This is a genomic window from Microlunatus sp. GCM10028923 (genome assembly GCF_042666975.1).
Taxonomy (GTDB): domain Bacteria; phylum Actinomycetota; class Actinomycetes; order Propionibacteriales; family Propionibacteriaceae; genus Microlunatus.
In genome coordinates this window covers 26312-43684 of sequence record NZ_JBHTFF010000011.1, presented here as the reverse complement: position 1 = coordinate 43684, position 17373 = coordinate 26312, and the positions used below count along the sequence as shown (strand labels likewise).

17 protein-coding genes are annotated in these 17373 nt (G+C 69.4%); 7 read left to right on the top strand and 10 right to left on the bottom strand.

From position 1 onward, the window contains the following. Positions 1-3 precede the first annotated feature (3 nt). Complete coding sequence (locus ACFQU4_RS24605; RefSeq protein ID WP_377497039.1) at positions 4-2946, bottom strand: glycoside hydrolase domain-containing protein; 2943 nt, start codon at positions 2944-2946, stop codon at positions 4-6. Positions 2947-3059: 113 nt separating this feature from the next. Here ACFQU4_RS24605 and ACFQU4_RS24600 point away from each other — a divergent pair, with 113 nt between their 5' ends. The 7 genes from ACFQU4_RS24600 to ACFQU4_RS24570 all read left to right on the top strand — a co-directional run bounded on the left by ACFQU4_RS24600 (position 3060) and on the right by ACFQU4_RS24570 (position 8768). Beyond that, positions 3060-4292, top strand: coding sequence for an ROK family protein (locus tag ACFQU4_RS24600; RefSeq protein WP_377497037.1), 1233 nt, complete (start codon positions 3060-3062; stop codon positions 4290-4292). A 31-nt stretch (positions 4293-4323) separates the two neighbouring features. Then, complete coding sequence (locus tag ACFQU4_RS24595; RefSeq protein ID WP_377497034.1) at positions 4324-4935, top strand: GNAT family N-acetyltransferase; 612 nt, start codon at positions 4324-4326, stop codon at positions 4933-4935. Continuing rightward, positions 4932-5228, top strand: a complete 297-nt coding sequence (locus ACFQU4_RS24590; RefSeq protein WP_377497032.1) for a GNAT family N-acetyltransferase — start codon at positions 4932-4934, stop codon at positions 5226-5228. Before ACFQU4_RS24595 ends, ACFQU4_RS24590 begins: the two co-directional genes overlap by 4 nt. 80 nt (positions 5229-5308) lie before the next feature. Further along, positions 5309-6649 carry a histidinol dehydrogenase gene (gene hisD, locus ACFQU4_RS24585; protein ID WP_377497030.1) on the top strand — a complete coding sequence of 447 codons (1341 nt, stop codon included), beginning with the start codon at positions 5309-5311 and terminating at the stop codon, positions 6647-6649. Beyond that, positions 6646-7380 (top strand): SDR family NAD(P)-dependent oxidoreductase, encoded by a 735-nt coding sequence (locus ACFQU4_RS24580; protein WP_377497028.1) that lies wholly within the window; start codon positions 6646-6648, stop codon positions 7378-7380. The genes hisD and ACFQU4_RS24580 overlap by 4 nt, the downstream gene beginning before the upstream one ends. Then, positions 7377-8303: a 3-hydroxyacyl-CoA dehydrogenase family protein gene (locus ACFQU4_RS24575; protein WP_377497026.1), complete on the top strand. Its 927-nt coding sequence runs from the start codon at positions 7377-7379 to the stop codon at positions 8301-8303. Before ACFQU4_RS24580 ends, ACFQU4_RS24575 begins: the two co-directional genes overlap by 4 nt. Positions 8304-8312: 9 nt before the next feature. Then, a complete protein-coding gene (locus ACFQU4_RS24570) occupies positions 8313-8768 on the top strand; it encodes a GNAT family N-acetyltransferase (RefSeq protein ID WP_377497024.1) in 456 nt (151 codons plus the stop codon). 79 nt (positions 8769-8847) lie between these two features. Here the strand turns inward: ACFQU4_RS24570 and ACFQU4_RS24565 are convergent, their stop codons facing one another. The 9 genes from ACFQU4_RS24565 to ACFQU4_RS24525 all read right to left on the bottom strand — a co-directional run bounded on the left by ACFQU4_RS24565 (position 8848) and on the right by ACFQU4_RS24525 (position 17356). Next, positions 8848-9765: a carbohydrate ABC transporter permease gene (locus tag ACFQU4_RS24565; protein WP_377497021.1), complete on the bottom strand. Its 918-nt coding sequence runs from the start codon at positions 9763-9765 to the stop codon at positions 8848-8850. Then, positions 9755-10633 (bottom strand): carbohydrate ABC transporter permease, encoded by an 879-nt coding sequence (locus ACFQU4_RS24560; protein WP_377497019.1) that lies wholly within the window; start codon positions 10631-10633, stop codon positions 9755-9757. Before ACFQU4_RS24560 ends, ACFQU4_RS24565 begins: the two co-directional genes overlap by 11 nt. Positions 10634-10635: 2 nt before the next feature. After that, complete coding sequence (locus ACFQU4_RS24555; protein ID WP_377497017.1) at positions 10636-11982, bottom strand: ABC transporter substrate-binding protein; 1347 nt, start codon at positions 11980-11982, stop codon at positions 10636-10638. A 121-nt stretch (positions 11983-12103) separates the two neighbouring features. Continuing rightward, positions 12104-13093: a dihydrodipicolinate synthase family protein gene (locus ACFQU4_RS24550; RefSeq protein ID WP_377497014.1), complete on the bottom strand. Its 990-nt coding sequence runs from the start codon at positions 13091-13093 to the stop codon at positions 12104-12106. Between the two features lies 1 nt (position 13094). Then, complete coding sequence (locus ACFQU4_RS24545) at positions 13095-13844, bottom strand: amidohydrolase family protein (RefSeq protein WP_377497012.1); 750 nt, start codon at positions 13842-13844, stop codon at positions 13095-13097. Further along, a complete protein-coding gene (locus tag ACFQU4_RS24540; protein WP_377497010.1) occupies positions 13841-14731 on the bottom strand; it encodes an amidohydrolase family protein in 891 nt (296 codons plus the stop codon). The genes ACFQU4_RS24545 and ACFQU4_RS24540 overlap by 4 nt, the downstream gene beginning before the upstream one ends. Beyond that, the gene (locus tag ACFQU4_RS24535; RefSeq protein WP_377497008.1) at positions 14728-15495 is read right to left on the bottom strand and encodes an amidohydrolase family protein; all 768 of its coding nucleotides are present in this window, start codon (positions 15493-15495) and stop codon (positions 14728-14730) included. Before ACFQU4_RS24535 ends, ACFQU4_RS24540 begins: the two co-directional genes overlap by 4 nt. Then, positions 15492-16265 (bottom strand): creatininase family protein, encoded by a 774-nt coding sequence (locus ACFQU4_RS24530; RefSeq protein ID WP_377497006.1) that lies wholly within the window; start codon positions 16263-16265, stop codon positions 15492-15494. The genes ACFQU4_RS24535 and ACFQU4_RS24530 overlap by 4 nt, the downstream gene beginning before the upstream one ends. Then, positions 16262-17356: a Gfo/Idh/MocA family protein gene (locus ACFQU4_RS24525; protein ID WP_377497004.1), complete on the bottom strand. Its 1095-nt coding sequence runs from the start codon at positions 17354-17356 to the stop codon at positions 16262-16264. Before ACFQU4_RS24525 ends, ACFQU4_RS24530 begins: the two co-directional genes overlap by 4 nt. Positions 17357-17373 lie beyond the last annotated feature (17 nt).

Below are 17373 nucleotides of genomic sequence, written 5' to 3'. Positions count from 1 at the left end.
CTGCTACTCGACAGGCAGTTCGCCCTGTTCGTCCAGCTGATACAGCTCGAGTTCGTACACGGCGTACATGGTCCAGCGCTCCCAGTTCGCGGAGTTGATCTTGAGCCGCAGCTTCCGGACCCCGGTCAATTCGGGCAGGTCGCCGCTGGCGTACTCCATCACGCCGTCGTCATCGTCTCGCCGCCACCGGAACGGAACCCGCTCCGCGACCGTGGTCCAGCTGCCGTCCGCGGCGCCGACCTGCACGTCGACGTCGGTCAGGCCCTGGGCCAGGCCGCCCCGGGTCGCGAGGACGATCGTGTTCAGGGTCTGCGGCGCATCCCAGCTGAGCGCGATCTCGTGCGGCAACGGGTTCGCCTGCAGGTAGGCCTGATCGGCGGCGAACATCGAACCGTAGTCTCCGTCCACCGCACGCTGCGGACCGTACGTCACACCGCCCTCCCCGGAACGCGCCGCCGAGGCGGTGATCGCGGAGAATCCCCTGGCCAGGTTGACCTCCGGCGTGTTCACGGCTCCCTTCAGCAGGCGGATCCGGTACGTCTTGGTCGTCTTGCCGTCGCTCGCCGTGGACGTGATCACCAGGTCACTCTTCCCGGTGGGCACCGTTGCCGACACCGTCGCCCCACTGGCCGCCGGGCGGCCGTTCACGGTCAGGCTGCCACCCGGATCGGCCAGCGTCGGGGTCACGGAGATGATCTTGGTGTCGGCCGGCACCAGCACCCGGTAGTCACCGATCCGGCCGTCGAAGTCGATCTTCGGCACACCGGTCACGTCGAGCGTCGACAGGGTCGGATCGGACGGCTCCTGGCCCGGTGCGAACTGGACCCGGATCGCATCGAGACGCAGGGCTTTGCCGTCCAGGTTGACGATCCGCACCGTGTGCTTCCCGGCCGGCAGGTCCCGCACCCGGAACACGGTCACATGGTCCTGCCGGATCGCCTCGTACAACTCGACGAGCTGCGGCGCTCCGCCGTCCACCGAAACGCCGATCCGGCCGGCGGTCGGGCTCTTCTCCACCACGACATCGGCGCCGGTGCCCTCGAAGGTGTGGGTCGCGGCGGCCTGCGCGGCCGTCGTCGTCCGGACCTCGCCGAGATAGGCGTACTGCCGCTGCTCGGTCCCCCAGCTGCCCGAGTACTCGATGCCGTCGCCGTCGTCGACCAAGATCGTGCGCGGCACCTCCTGGTCGAGGTACGGGCTGGTCGGCTCCGGGATCGGGCCGACCTCCTCCCCGGACACCGCCCGGACCAGGTAGTCGTGCAGCGTGCTCAGATAGGACGGGTCGAGCGTGTAGCGCCGCGGATCGTCCGGGCTGAGCGCGACGTCGACGAGCTGCCGGGCCAGCTCCGGCCTGGTCTTCGTCAGCTGGGCCAGCAGTTCGTAGTCCTCGATGCCGTCGCGTTGTGCCTCCAGCCGGACGGTGCTCTTGAACGTCCGCCGTTCCCGGTCGGGGTAGACGATGTAGGAGTCGCCGCTCCACGGCCCGACGTACCAGGCGTTCCAGGCCCAGTGCAGGTGTCCTTGCACGCCCTGCCGCTGCAGGTTCCAGTAGAGCAGCCGCCCGGTCAGCGTCGGCTGGGTCCAGAAGCGATTCAGCCACGGCGGCGTGTTGACCTCGCAGGTGTAGACCCAGAGATCACGACCCGCGGCCTGCTCGGCCTGGTAGTCCGCCTTGTGTTCCTCGAAGGTCGGCGTCATCGGTGCCCAGGTGTCCACGTACGGTTTCGACCGGTCGTCCAGCAGCGTGCTCTCCGGGTCGGCGTCCATGATCCGCAGTTCGCCGCCGTTGTCCGCGTTGAGCTGCTTGATCTCGCGCGCGACGTAGGTCCACCAGTTGCGGCTGTCGTCGGTGATCGGCTCGTCCAGGATGTGCTGATACCAGGTGACGCCGCCGGCCTCGGTCCAGCCCTTCGCGGCCAGGTGCTCGGACAGGGCGGTCAGGTAGTTGCGCAGGAACCGGTCCGTCACCGGCAGTTCGTCCGGCAGCTTGGTGTTCCAGTCGGCCGTCGGCTTCTCGTTCGCCGGCATCTTGTTCAGCAGGTGGATCAGGTGCTGGTTCGCGAACGAGGTGAAGCCCCGGTCCTTGAACGTCTGGACGTAACGGTCGAACAGCGACCAGTCAAGATCATCGGGAATGCCGCTGGTGAACTCGGACAGGTCGGTGCCGGTCGCCTGCAGCAGCAGGTCGGTCCGTACCCAGGTCATGTTGGTGCGGTACTCGGCCATCCGGGCGGCGAACTCGTCCATCAGCGCGAACCAGTCGTCGCTGTAGGTCTCGACGCCGTAGTAGTACTTCCCGACGTCGTACGGCTCGCTTCCCTCGCCCTGCCACTTCAGGCCGTCCCAGGTGAAACCGTTCGTCATCGCCCAGTGGTAGTTGACGAAACTCGCATCCTCGAGCTCGGGCACCGTGGCGCTGCCGACGTCGACCCGGATCGGCACGATCCGCTGGCCGAGCGAGGTGTTGATCATGGCCTTTCCGTGGTACGCGCCGGGACGCGTTCCGGTGGGCACGTGGCTGGTGATCAAGATCGGCTGGGTCTCGTTCGCCTGCACCCGGACCGAGGTCTCGTTGGAGATCGGGTCGGGCACCGCCGACTTCGGGTAGAGCTGGTTGCCCACCCGGTCCGGGAAGAACGGGTTCGGTTGTACGGTCGAGGTGTCCTCGTACGCCACGAACCGGTAGCGCAACTGGTCACTCTTGATCATGCCGCCGCCGCGGCCGGCCGACAGGTCGGAGAAGGTCACGCCCGAGATCGTCAGCGCGGTGTTCGAGCGGAGCACGACCTGCGCGCTCTCGTACTCGTTGCGGGCCGAGGTGATCGTGATCTTGGTGTCGGCACCGTCGGGCAGCGTGCTGGTGCGATAGACCGTACGGGACGAGTCCTCGACCCAGGCCTGCAGAGTGGGAGTGGCCGCGGCCGTCATCGGAACAGCAGCGAGCATCAGACCGATGCTGAGGACCAGGGAGAAAACTCGTCGGCTTAGCACCATTTCAGAGTGGGACGGGGCATAGTATTAAGTCAAGGGTTCTAGGAAAAAATGAGCGAGGAAGCGGAATGATCGAGAACGGGTCGGCCACCCCGGCGTTGCTGCGGCGCCTCAACGCGGCGCGCGTGCTCGACGCGCTGCGCAGCGAGTCGGCCCTGACCGTGGTCGAACTGCTCCAGCGGTCCGGCCTGTCCCGGGCCACCCTGGACGCCGTTCTGGACGACCTGTCCCGGGTCGGTCTGATCGGGCCGGCCCAGGACCCCACCGGAGTCGCCCGTGGTCGGGGCCGGCCGCAGCGCCGGCTCCGGTTCCGCGGCGAGTCCGGGCACGTGCTGGGGATCGACATCGGGGCCCACCGACTGGAGGCCGTCGTCGCCGATCTGGCCGGGACGGTCGTCGCCCAGCGAACGGCCAGCCTCACTCCGGAGCTGTCCCGGGCTCGTCGGATCCGTACGGCCCGGAAGCTCGCGGCCGACGCCCTGGGCGAAGCCGGTGCGACCGTTCCGCGCGCCGTGGGCATCGGCTCGCCGGGCATCGTGGACCCCGCGACCGGCACGGTCCGGTACTGCAACGCGATGACGCAGTGGTCGAAGTTCGCCCTGGCCGACACGCTCGCGAACGCGCTCGGCGCCCCCGCCGTCGTGGAGAACGACGCCAACCTCGCGGCGATCGGCGAGCACTGGCACGGCGTCGCCCAGGATCACGCCGATGTCGTGTACCTGATGGCGGGCGACCGGGTCGGCAGCGGGATCCTGATCGGCGGCGAACTGGTCCGCGGGACCAGTGGAGGAACGGGCGAGATGGCGTTCCTCGGCCTGCTCCGACACGGCGATCCGGACGAGCCGCTGGAACAGCTGGTGACGGAGATCGTCGATGCGGCGATCGACGAACTGATCGCACAGAAGGCCGTGCGGACCGACGCGGTCCGGGTGCTGATGCGCGATCTCGAACCGCTGCACGGGGTGCAGGTGCCCGACCTGGAACGCTGGCTCGGTGCCGTGCAGGCCGGGCGAAGCGGCGCCCGCCGCGAGTTTCGGACCGCACTGGTCCGGTACTGCCGGGTCGGCCTGGTGGTGGCGACCTTGATCAGCCCCGAGCTGCTGGTGATCGGCGGCCGGGCGGCCGAGGCGGCCGACGTCGTCGTGCCGACCCTGCGCACGGTGCTCGACCGGCTGGTCGGACCCGGGGTCCGGCCGCCGCGCGTGGTCGCGTCGGAACTCGGTTCCTGGGGCGTCGCCCTGGGCGCCGTCCGGATCGCACTGGACCGGGCCGAGCGAACGCTGCTGGACGCCCTCGACTGAACAGCGCGGCAGACGGGACAGAATGGGCACCATGAGCTCTGCCGTCGCCACGTCCACCTGGTTCGATCCGGTCCCGTTGACCGGCCGATTGCTCCGCCTGGAACGGCTCACCGAGGCCGACGCCGACGACTACGCTGCGGCGCTCGGCGACCCGGACACCGCGGCCGAGGTGGTGGCGCACATGTCCTTCCTGCCGCCCACCTCGAGGGCGGACATCGTGAAGATCATCGCCGCCGCGACCGCCGACCCGGAACGGATCGCGTACGCGCAGCGGCTGCAGGACACCGGCGAGTTCGTCGGTACGACGTCGTTCTACGAGATCACCCCGAACACCCGTGCCCTCGCGATCGGGCACACCTGGATCGGCCGCCGGCACTGGCGCACCGGGGTCAACACCGACTCGAAGTTGATCATGCTCGGCCGCGCGTTCGAGGGCCTCGGCGCCGAGCGCGTGGTCTGGCACACCGACATCCGCAACACCCGGTCCCAGGCCGCCATCGAGCGGCTCGGCGCGACCCGGGAGGGCGTGTTGCGGCACCATCGGATCCGGCCCGACGGAAGCTGGCGCGACACCGTGCAGTACTCCATGCTCAGTTCCGAGTGGCCGGCTGCACGGCAACGACTCGAGGAGGCAGGCCGATGACCCAGATCGATCCTGATCAGCTCTCGTTCCACCGGGACGAGCGGAGGTCCCGCTACGAGGCACGGCTCGGCGAGACGGGTGTCGGAGTGGTCGAGTACTCGCTCCGGGACCAGACCATGATCATCGTGCACACGGGGACGAAGCCGGAATTCCGCGGCAACGGCATCGCGGCGCGGATCAGCGCGTACGTCCTCGACGACGCCCGCCGGCTCGGCCTGCGGGTGGTCCCCGAATGTCCCTTCACCGCCCAGTTCATCGCCGACCATCCGGAGTACGCCGACCTGGTCGCCTGACCGCACCGCGGCCGGACCGGAAGGCTGGCCGTCGCCGGTGTATACGTATACAATCCTCACCAGCGAAGGGAGATCCATCCATGACCACGACCCAGTCCACCGAGTTCCCGGTCGCGTCGACCCTGCTCAAGGCACCGGCCGCCGGACAACAGCCGCGCAGCGCCGACCCGGAGGTCCGGCGGACCGTCGAAGCGGTGATCAACGACATCGCCAAGCGCGGTGACGCCGCCGTCGCCGACTACTCGGCGAAGTTCGACTCCTGGTCGCCGGAGAGCTTCCGGCTCAGCGCGGAGGAGGTCGAACGCATCGTCGCGCGGGTGCCGGACCAGGTGATCGAGGACATCGAGTTCGCGCAGGCCCAGGTCCGCCGGTTCGCCACCCGACAGCGCGAATCGCTGACCGACTTCGAGATCGAGACGCTGCCCGGAGTCCACCTGGGCCAGAAGAACGTGCCGATCCGGGCCGCCGCCGCCTACGTACCCGGGGGCCGCTATCCCCTGCTCGCCTCGGCGCACATGACGATCGTCACCGCCAAGGTCGCCGGCGTCGAGCGGGTGGTCGCAGCGACCCCACCGATCAAGGGCGAGATCCCGGACGCGACGATCGCCGCGATGCACCTGGCCGGCGCGGACGAGATCCTGTTGCTGGGTGGGGTCCAGGCCGTGGCCGCCCTGGCCGTCGGCACCGAGACCATCGCCCCGGTGGACCTGATCGCCGGGCCGGGCAACGCCTACGTCGCCGAGGCGAAGCGGCAGCTCTTCGGCCGGGTCGGGATCGATCTGCTGGCCGGGCCGACCGAGATCTTGATCATCGCCGACGAGCAGGCGGATCCGTACCTGGTCGCGGTGGACCTGCTCAGCCAGGCCGAGCACGGCCCGGACTCCCCCGCGATCCTGATCACCACGTCCGAGGAGCTCGCCCGGTCGGTGCTGGAGCACATCGACCGGATCCTGCCCGGAATGCCGACCAAGGACTTCGCCGAGCCGGCCTGGCGTGATCATGGTGCGATCCACGTGGTCGCCGATCTGGCCGACGCCTGGCGGCTCGGTGATCACTACGCCGCCGAGCATGTCGAGGTGCTGACCGCGGAGCCGCGGCAGGCGCTCACCGAGCTGCACCACTACGGTGCCCTGTTCCTCGGCGAGGGGACCTGCGTCAGCTACGGTGACAAGGTGATCGGGACCAACCACGTCCTGCCCACCCGCGGCGCGGCCCGCTACACGGGCGGTCTCTGGGTCGGCAAGTACCTGCGTACGGTGACGTACCAGGAGGTCACCGACCCGACGTCCTCTGCGCTGCTCGGCGAGGTCTGTGGCCGGGCGTCCCGGGTGGAGCGGTTCGAGGGCCATGCCCGCTCCGGCGACGTCCGCGCGGCGAAGTTCGGGTCGTCCGACTACGGCTGGGATCCCGCTCGTCCATGATCGACTTCTCGCTGACCGGCCGGACCGCCCTGGTCACCGGGGCCAGCCGCGGTCTCGGCCTGGCCATCGCCGACGGCCTGGCCGAACTCGGCGCGACGGTGTTCGGGACGTCCCGGTCGGACGCGGAGTCGGACCGGATCGCGGAGCGGTACGGCACCCGGCCGTGCCCGCTCGATGTCTCCCGGCCGGAGACCTTCGCCGCGTTCGCCGACGGATTGCCGGACGTCGATCTCTTGATCAACAACGCGGGCACGATCGTCCCGGCCGCGGCTGTGGACGTCCGGGTCGAGGACTACGACACGGTGATGGACGTCAACCTGCGCGGCACGTTCTTCCTCACTCAGGCGTTCGGCCGGCGCTGGATCGCGGCCGGGACCGAGGCGAGCGTGGTCAACGTCGGGTCCCAGACCGGCACCGTCGCGATCGAGGAACGTTCCGTGTACGGGGCGTCCAAGGCCGCGTTGGACAACCTGACCAAGAACCTGGCGCTCGAATGGGCACCGCACGGCATCCGGGTCAACGCCATCGCGCCGACCTGGATCCGGACCGAACTGGCCGAGCTCACGCTGTCCCGGGCCGAGCTGGCCGAGCGGCTGCTCGCCCGGATCCCGCTGGGCCGGTTCGGTGACCCGGTCGACGTCGTCGGAGCGGTCGCGTTCCTGGCCGGGCCGATGGCGAAGTTGATCACCGGCCACACGCTGATGATCGACGGAGGTTACACGATCCGATGAGCGAGCAACTGGCCGTGGTCGGCGGCGGTTACATGGGCGGCGGCATCGCCCAGACCCTCGCCCTGGCAGGGTTCCGGGTCGCCCTGGCCGATGTCGACGCCGCCACCACGCGCGACCTGCGGGAGAAGTTGATCACCGGTCTCCGGCGGTACGCCGAGCAGGGACTGGTCGACCGGGACGCGGCGCTGCGGGCGCCCGACCTGCTGACCGCCGCCGGGTCGATCGAGGAGGCCGTCGCTGCGGCGGTCTATGTCAGCGAGGCCGTACCGGAGGATCTTCGGATCAAGCGCACCGCGCTGGCCGCCGTCGACGCCGCGGCGCCCGAACGGTCCGTGATCGCCACCAACACCTCGTCGCTGCCGCTGGACGCGCTGGCCGAGGCGGTCGGTCGTCCCCTGATCGCGGCGCACTGGTTCAATCCGGCCCCGTTCCTGCCGCTGGTCGAGCTGGCCGGTGAGGACGAGGAGGCGCTGGCCCTGGCCGAGCGGCTGCTGGCCCGGGCCGGCAAGGTCACCGTACGGGTGCCGGCGGTGCCGGGCTTCCTGGCCAACCGGCTCCAGTTCGCCCTGTTCCGGGAGGCGGCCATGATCGTCGAGGAGGGCCTCGCGACGCCGGAGCAGGTGGACCTCGTGGTGAGCAACTCGTTCGGCTACCGGCTGCCCTTCTTCGGCCCGTTCCAGGTCGCCGACATCGCCGGTCTCGACGTCTACGCGGCCTCGTACGCGACCCTCGTCGAACGGTACGGCGACCGCTTCTCCGTCCCGCCGTCGCTGGCCGAACGAGTCGCCGCCGGTGACCTCGGGCTGAAGACGTCCGGCGGCTACCGGCAGACGCCGGCCGACCGCCGGGAACCGCTGCAGGACTACCGTGATCATGCCTTCAGCGCCCTGGCCGCCTTGCGCAGGAAGGTCTCCGAGGCGTAGACCGACCTCATGGACGTCACGCTCCGGCCCCGCCAGGACACCGACCTCGTCGACCTTCTGCGCATCTGGCGAGCCGCCGTCGAGGCGACCCATCTCTTCCTCACCCACGCCGACATCGACGGCTTCTCCGGGCTCGTGGCCGACTATCTTCCGCGCATGAATGATCTTCGGGTGGCCGTGGACGCCGCCAACGGCCCGCTCGGCTTCATCGCCCAGGTCGACGGCAAGATCGAGATGCTTTTCGTCGACCCGGCTGCGCACGGGCGTGGCATCGGAACTCTGCTGCTGGAGGATGTCGGCCGCGACTTCGCCACCCTGCGCCTGGACGTCAATGAGCAGAACCCGACCGCTCGCCGCTTCTACGCGGCCAAGGGCTTCGTCCAGGTCGGCCGGTCACCGCTCGACCACCAGGGCCTCCCGTTCCCCCTGCTTCACCTGGAACGCCGCAAACCCCTGAGCCCCTGAACCGCCCGGACCATGATCGACCGGGCACAAGTGCAGCGACACGCCGTCAGAACGCCTGCTTTTGTGCCCGGTCAGCGGGTTATTTGAGGGAGCCGGCGGTGAGGCCTCGGGTGATGTGCTTCTGCAGGAAGGCGAAGACGACCAGGACGGGGAGGACGGTGATCATCATGCCGGCGAACAGGGTGACCCATTGGCTCCCGTACGTCGCGGCCTGGTTCAACTGCCAGAGGCCGACCGGGAGGGTCATCCGGTCCGGCGTGGTGATGAAGACCAGGGCGTAGAAGAACTCGTTCCAGTTGTTCAGGAAGCTGATGATCGTGATCGAGGCCATGCCGGGGCCGAGCAGCGGGACGATCACGCGCAGGAAGGCGCTGGCGGGGCCGGCACCGTCCACGGCGGCGGCCTCCTCCAGTTCCCGCGGCAGGGTCTTCATGAAGCCGACCATGACGTACACGTTGAACGGCAGGTTGTACGTGGCGTAGACCAGGATCAGGCCGAGCTGGCTGTCCAGCAGGCCGAGGTCCTGCAGGGTCAGGTAGAGCGGGATGAAGGTCACCATCCACGGCACCATCAGGCCCGAGACGATCACGGCGAGCACGATCGACGAGCCGCGGAACCGGACCCGGGCCAGCGGGTAGGCGGCGAGCACGGCGAATCCGACGCCGATCGCGGTGGCGCAGACCGACACCAGCACACTGTTGCCGAAGTAGGTCGCCACGCCGGCGGTCTGCCAGGCCTCCAGGTAGTTGCCGAAGGACCAGGTGTCGGTGATCGCGAAGGGCGAGGTGCCGATGAAGTCGACGTTCGTCTTCAGCGAGGCGTTGATCACCCAGAGGTACGCGGCGATCGCGGACGCCCCGCCCGCGCCCATGATCAAATAGAGCACCAGGTGGAACAGCCGGAACGGCGGGTGCTCGCCCCGGCTCCGCCTCCGCCGGATCCTGCCGCCGGCCCGGGCCGTCCGGGCGGCGGGCGCGGCCATCGTGTCAGTACTCAAGATCGTCTCGCTTCAACAGCCGGTTCAGGCCCAGCGCGACCACCAGCAAGATCAACACCAGCACGATCCCCATCGCCGCCGCGTAGCCGTAGTCGGCCTGGTCGGTCGCCGTCCGGTACATCAGGGTGGCGGTGATCTCGGTCGACCCGAACGGCCCGCCGTCGGTCATGATGAAGACGAACGCGAAGGCCTGCAGGCTCTGCACGAACCAGAGCACGATCAGCACCCGGAACAGGTCGCTCATCATCGGCAGCATGATCCGCCAGAAGATCTGCCACTCCCCCGCCCCGTCGATCCGGGCGGCCTCGATCACCTCGCCGGGCAGCCGGGCGAAGCCGGCGGAGATCAGGATGATCCAGATCCCGATCCCGTGCCAGACCGCGGCGAACGCCACCGCCGGCAGCGCCGTCCGCGGATCGCCGAGCAGCACCGGGATCAGGTCGCCCAGCCCGATCGCCGCGAACGAGGGATTGATCAAGCCGAACGTCGGATGGAAGATGAACGTCCACATCAGCGCCACCACGGCCACCGAGAGCACCACCGGCGAGAAGATCAGGAACCGGAAGATCCGTTCGCCGTGCAACCGGTGGTGGAACGCCCAGGCGATCGCGATCGCCGGCGGGAACAGCATGCAGCCGCCGATCACCGCGAGCAGGATCGCGTTGCGCAGCGAGTTCAGGTAGTCACCGTCGCCGAACACGTTGACGTAGTTCTCGAACCCGACCAGCGTGGACCGGCCGGTTCGCGTGTACTCGCTCAGCGAGATCACGAACGTCCGGCCCAGCGGGAACAGGAAGAACGTCCCCAGCAGGACCAGCGCCGGCAGCAGGAACGGAATCGTGATCAACCGTTGGGACCGGGCAAACATGATCAGTTCTTGTGCTGCTTGCGCAGCAGCTGGTCCAGCCGGTCCAGGGTCTGCTGGGCGTCCTGCTCACCGAAGAACAACCGGGCGATCTCGGCGTAGTACGGCTCGTACACCTTGGTCCCGCTGAGCGAGAACTCGCGCGGCACCAGCGCCGACGCCTCGCTGATGATCTTGTCGATGCCGGTCACCCCGGTCGGGCTCGGCACGCCGACGACCGCGGACAGGTCGCCCAGCTTGGTGGCCCGCTCGGTCTGCACCTCGACGCTGGTCACCCGGCTGGCCCAGGTCAGCGCCATCCCGAGGTTCTTGCTCTCGGCGTTGATCGAGATCAGCTGCGCGGCCGCCATCAGCGCCTTCTGATCACCGGCACCGCCGTCGACCGCGGGGAACGGCAGCACGCCGACCTCGAAGCCCTTCGGGATGACGGCCTTCATCTCGCTGACCAGCCAGTTGCCCATCAAGATCATTCCGGCCTTGTTCTGGAAGAACAGCGCCTGGGCGGGCGTGAAGTCGGTGCCCTGGAAGCCCTTGATGAAGGCGTTCGCGTCGCGTAGTTCCTGGACGTGCTGCAGCCCGGCCAGGAAGCCCGGGTTCTCGGTGATGTGGCCCTCGCCGGTGACCAGCACCTTGTTGGCGGCCTCCCAGCCGACGGTGCGCAGCCACAGGTTGTCCGACCACATGCCCATGTACGGCTGGAAAAGCCCGGTCACGGCGATCGGGTCGACGCCGGCCGACTTCAGCGCCTCGACCGCGGCGATCAGCTCGGTCCAGGTGGTCGGCGGCGTGATCGACTTCTCGGTGAAGAGCTTCGCATTGTAGAAGAGCACCTGGGTGGACAGCTCGGTCGGGATGCCGAAGATGCCGCCGGTGTCCGGGTGCGTCATGAAGCCGCGGGCGGCGGGCGAGAAGTTCTCCAGCCAGGGCTTGCCCGTCGCCGGGTCGTTCTGTTCCAGGTACGACTTCAGGTCGAGCAGCATCCCGTCGTCGGCCCAGACCCGCTGCGCCGGATTCGTACCGTCGAACATGCCGTAGTCGACGTCCAACCCGTCGCCGCCGCGCCAGCGCTGCTCCAGCGCGGGCCGGGCCTCGGTGTTGGCGAACGTCAACGTGATCTTGGACCCGGAGACCTCGGATTCGATCTTCTTCGCCAGCTGCTCCAGGTACGTGAGCCCGGGCGTCCCCTTGGCCGTCAGCACACCGGCCTCGATCGGACCACCGGTCACCTCCGACCGCCAGTCCTCGGCCTTCGGCGCCTCGGACGGCGTGCCGCCCCCGCCCGAGTTGCACCCCGACAGCGCCATCCCCGCCGCTACGGCCCCCGCGCCGAACAAGAGTTCCCGCCGTCTCATGGTCTCCCCCTCTCGCCTATCTTCAGAATGTCGTAAACGTATCCAGAATATTGAGAACTGTACGCCCGGTGCTGATCGCCCGCAAGCATTTCGGGGCCCTGTTACGCAGCCGAAACGCCGATCACCGCAGGGCGGGCAGCAGGTCGCCGAACTCGCTCAGGAAGCGGTCGATCATGGCCAGTTCCTCACCGTCCAGATCGTGCCGCGGCGGCCGGCAGTACGGGCTCTGGATCAGCCCACGCCGGTACGAGATCATCTTCTCGGTCGCGATGATCCGTTCGGTGTCGAGCATCCAGTACGAGATGTACGGCAGCAGCCGCGCATGCAGCCGGTCACCGCCGGCAAGATCACCGTCGGCGAACCGGCGCCAGATCTCGCAGTAGACCTCGGTCAGCGAGCAGCCCGGCTGGGTGCCGACACAGCCGCGCCGGAACGCGTCCGGCAGCTGCACCCCGGCGTAGCCCTCGACGGCCGGGATCGGTGGATCGAGCCGGCCCAGTTCGGCGATGTACGGGCCGGGAGGCGACGACTCGACCTTGACCAGGGCCAGGTTCGGATGATCACGGACCAGGGCCGCCAGGCCCTGCGGGTCGAGGCTGGTGCCGGTCTCGGCCGGCGCGTACTGCAGCACCACGGCGGTGTCCGGCACCGCGGCCAGCACGGTCCGCAGATGCGCCTCGATCGCGGCGGCCGAAGGGGCCAGCAGGTGCGGCGGCAGCAGGTTGATCGCGTCGGCGCCGGCCTCGACGGACCACCGGGCCCGCTGCACGGCGAGCTTGGTGGCGTGATCTTGGACCGCGGCGATCACCGCAACCTCGGTCCCGGTGTCGACGGTGAGCTCGCGTACCTCGGTGATCAGGACCTCGGTGAGCAGCCGGCGTTCTTCCTCGGAGAGCTTGTAGAACTCGCCCGCGAAGCCCGGGAACATGACGCTGGTGACGCCGGTGCCGATGACGTACCGGACGACCCGCCGGAAGTCCTCGACGGCGACCTCTCCGTCGTCGGTGAACGGCACCTCGAGCACCGGCGAGACGCCGCGGATCAGCGCGGCGGCCTCGGCCGGAGTCCGTCCGGAGCCTGTCGAAGGACGCTGGGACGTGATCATGGTCATCTCAGGCCCGGTCCGTCCCGCGCTCGAGCAGCCTGGCCAGCGTGCCGCCGCTGACGGCGGCCTTCTCCTCGTCGCCGATCGGCCAGTCCCTGATCCGCTTCACCTCGCCGGCCGGCGTCGCGTACGGGAGATCGGTGCTGAAGATCACCCGGGACGCACCGATCTCGGGATCCCGGACGAACTCCGACAGCACCGTGTCCCACGGCGCGTAGCTGGTGTCGGCGTACAGGTTCGGCGCGTAGCGCAGCGCGGGCGCGGCGTCGATCCAGAAGTCGGTGGCACCGCTGCGGCCCATCAGGAAGTCGAGCTTCGGGAACCGGCGGGCCAGCAGCGCCAGCGGCAGCGGCAGGTGGCCGGGTGGAGTGCCGGTGCGCACGTAGACGAACCAGCCCGCCGATTCCGCGTACGAGAGCAGCGGGTCGACCAGCCCGTCCAGCAGGTCGAAACCCTGCAGGCTGGAGTCCACCGCGAGGGCCCGGGCGCCGGCGGCGCGGGCCCGGTCCAGCTCGGCCAGCGCCTCGTCGCCGGCCCACGGATTGGCCACGGCGTACGGGATCAGCCGGCCGTCCGAGGCCTCCGCCGCGGCGGCGGTGGCCTCGTTCCCGGCCCGGTTCGCGAAGGCGATCTGTGCCTCGCTCGGCGCGATCAAGGTCTGGTCGATGCCGTGCTGGTCCATGATCGACAACAGCTCGGCGACCTCGAGCGAGCACTCCCGCTGCTGCCCGATCCTGACATGTGCGTCGATGATCATTGCTTGCCCTTCCCGCGTGGGTCGGCCAGGCCGAGCGCCCCGAGCGCGTCGGCGTTGATGATGTTCTCGATCACCTCGTCGGGGACCCTCGGGAACTTGGTCCCCTCGACGATGTCGTTCGCGCGGCGCAGCCCGGCGATCGCCTCGGCGGTGGTGGCGATCGGGAAATCCGAACCCAGCAGGAGTTTCCCGGCGGCGCCCCACTCGGTGGCGAACAGCAGCGACTCGTACATCACCCAGGGCCGCAGGTAGATCGAGGAGACGTCGGCGTACACGTGTGGGTGCTTGCGGATCGTCACCACGGTCTCCCGGGCCCACGGATGGCCCATGTGCGCCATCACGATCCGCAGCTCCGGGAAGGCGATCGCGACCTCGTCGGTGACCAGCGGAAACGTATACCTCAGCGGGGCGTGCCGGATCGGTGAGGCGCCCTGGTGGAACAGGATCGGCAGGCCCTCCCGCTCGCAGTACGCGTAGAAGTCCAGCGCCGGCTTCCCGAGCGGCTCGAACTCCTGGTAGTTGGCGCCGAGCTTGACGCCGACCAGGCCGAGCTCGCGGGCCCGTTCGACCTCGTCCCAGACGTCCGGCTTGGTCGGGTTGACCGACATGAAGCCGATCGCCTTCTCCGGGTTCTGCTGGACGTAGGCGGCGGTCGCCGTGTTGGTGTCCTCGGGCCGGTAGGACAGCCCGGTCGAACTGAGCGGATCGTCGGCGGCGATGTTGAACACGATCGCCACGTCGGCCGGCTCGATCGCCGCATCGAAGTCGGCCCAGGTGTTGGAGGTCACCACGTCCCGGTCGGTACGCCAGGCACTGAACGACCGGAAGTCCTCCTCCGGCACCGCGTGGGTGTGGGTGGGCGTGTGGCAGTGGACGTCGACGATCATGCGGTTCCGAGCCTCTCCAGCAGTGCGGCGGGGTTGTCGATCAACATGGCCTGCTTCTGTTCCGCGGTGATCCCCCAGTGATCAATCTCGGTGACCCGGGCCTGGGCGTAGTCCTGACTGGCCTTGTCGGACAGACCGGCGTCGGTCCCGAACAGCACCTTGCCCGGTGCGCCGCGCCGGCAGATCTCCCGGGCCGCGTACGGCGGCGTACCGCAGATGCAGATGTAGAGGTTCTCCGTCTCGTTCGTGTACGCCAGCGACTCCCGCCACAGGTCGTGCAGCCCGGCATGGCCGAGCACCACCGGAACGGTCGGGTGCCGCCGGGCCAGCGCCGCGATCTGCCCGGCCGTCGAGTACGGCGGCGTACCGTCATGGCAGAGCAGGATGCCGGAGTGCTCCGCCACCACCTCCATGATCGGATCGAGCGAGGTCTCGTGCGGGCTGAAGCCCTGCAGCCACGGGTGCAGCTTGAGCCCGCGCAGCCCGAGCTCGGCGAAGCTCCGCTTCGTCTCCGCCAGCGCCTCCGGGCGGCGCGGGTTGTAGGAGCCGAAGCCGATCAGCCGGTCCGGGAACTCGGAGACGAAGGCCGCCAGCGCCTCGTTGGCCTGCGGCGTGGAGTTGAACAGTCCGTCGTGGCTGAGCACGACGGCCTTGTCGATGCCGGAGACGTCCATGAACTCGACGAACTCGGTCGCGCCGAAGGTGGCCCCGCCGAGCCACGTCGCCGTCTCCCAGGCCGGTGTGTGGGTGTGGAAGTCGATCAAGGGTTGGTCCCCTCCTGTGCCAGTTCCATGATCACGGACTCGGTCGCGGCGACCAGCTCGTCGAGCAGTTCGTGGCCGAGGGCGGCCGTCGCGCGTTCCGGGTGGTCGGTGTAGCCGTCGGTGGCCAGCCAGGCGGCCGTGGCGTGGATCGTCGCGCCGCCGGTGGACGAGCCGATCGCCGGCGGATCGGCCCGGATCGGGCGGTCCGGCACCAGCTCCGGCCGCACGGCCATGATCATCGCGGTCTCGAACTCGCCGGCGTGGCCGGGCACCGGACCGGTGCAGGACTCGCGGACCGACCAGCGGGACCGGTCCTGGCCGCCGGCGGCCCAGTAGTCCAGATGGCCTACCGTCAGCTCCGGCGCCGCGTTCGTCGCTGCCGCCGCGGCGGCGGCACAACCACCCACGTTGCCGCCGTGGCCGTTGACGATCAGCACCCGGCGGCCGCCGCAGGCCACGATCGAGGACAGGATCTCGGTCAGCATCGTGGTCAGCGTGGCCGGGCTGATCGACAGCGTGCCGCCGAACGGCAGGTGATGATCGGAGGCGCCGACCGGCAGCGTCGGCGTGATCAACAACTCGCAGGCCAGGTTCGTCGCGGCCCGCTCCGCGGCCCGGGCCGTGACCTCGCCGGCCAGCAGGTGGTCGGTCCCGGTCGGCAGGTACGGGCCGTGCTGCTCGGTGGCCCCGATCGGCAGCAGCACCAGCGCCTCGGGCAGCAGCCGGGTCAGCGTCTCCCGGTCGGTCTCGGCCCATTTCCGCACAGTCATCGGTGATCACTCCTCGTCGCGGCGGCTTCGCTGTCAGTACGTTCGCTGAGCTTGTCGAAGCGCGAAGCCCCTTGCCCTTCGACAGGCTCAGGGAACGATGTTGCCAGCCGCTGCAGCTCCTGGCTCGTGATCAGGGCCGCGATCCCGTCGTCGAGGCTCGGCTCGGCGCGCCCACCGGCCAGCAGGTCGGCGAACCGCGCGACCTGCAGGTCGAAGCAGCGGGTTGTCCGGTTCGGCGAGAAGGTGTACATCATCGGTTCCCGGCCGGCAAGCATGACGCCGAGATCGAACGTGCGGCCGTCCAGCCGCACCGTCCCGCCGTCGCCGATGAAGATCAACACGCAGCCGGGCAGGGTCGGCGTGTACCAGCCGAACTCGACCAGCACCGTCGCGTCCGGGTACGTCAGCCGCCCGCCGATCAGGTTCGGCGCGGCCAGGCCGGGCCGGGTGGTCACGGCCCAGGCGTCGTCGATCTCCCCCGGCCCGCCGAACAGGCTGGTCAGCCAGTCGAAGACGTGGGCGCCCTCGTGGATCACCGGCGAACCGTGCTTCAGGGTCTCGGTGATCAACCGGTCGTGGGCCGGGTCACCGTCGGCCCGCTCGTCGTAGATCGACGCCCGGACCAGCAGCGGCCGGCCCAGCGCGCCGTCCTTGATCAACTTGCGAAGCTTGTCCAGGGCCGGGTCGTGGCGATAGGTCAGCCCGACCTGGATCCGGGCCCGCTGGTCGGCGTCGAGCACCCGGTAGCGGTCCGCGTCCTCGATCGACGGTGCGACCGGCTTCTCAGCCAGCACGGCGATCCCGGACTGCGCGGCCCGTACCGCGAGGTCGGTGGTGACCCACGGCGGCGTCGCCAGCACCACCCCGTCGACGCCCGCGGCGATCACCTGATCAAGATCATCGAGGATCGCCACGTCGTCCCGGCCGGCCCGGGCCAGCTCGCTGCCGGTTGCCTCCCGGCGCTCCGGCGACGGGTCCGCCACGGCGACCAGCCGGAGCCGGTCGGAACGGAGCAACGCCGGAAGATGCGCACCTGCCCCGATCGCCCCGAGGCCGACCAAGGCCACTCGCGGGGCCGCTCGCTGAGCCATTCGCTCCGTCACCCGAT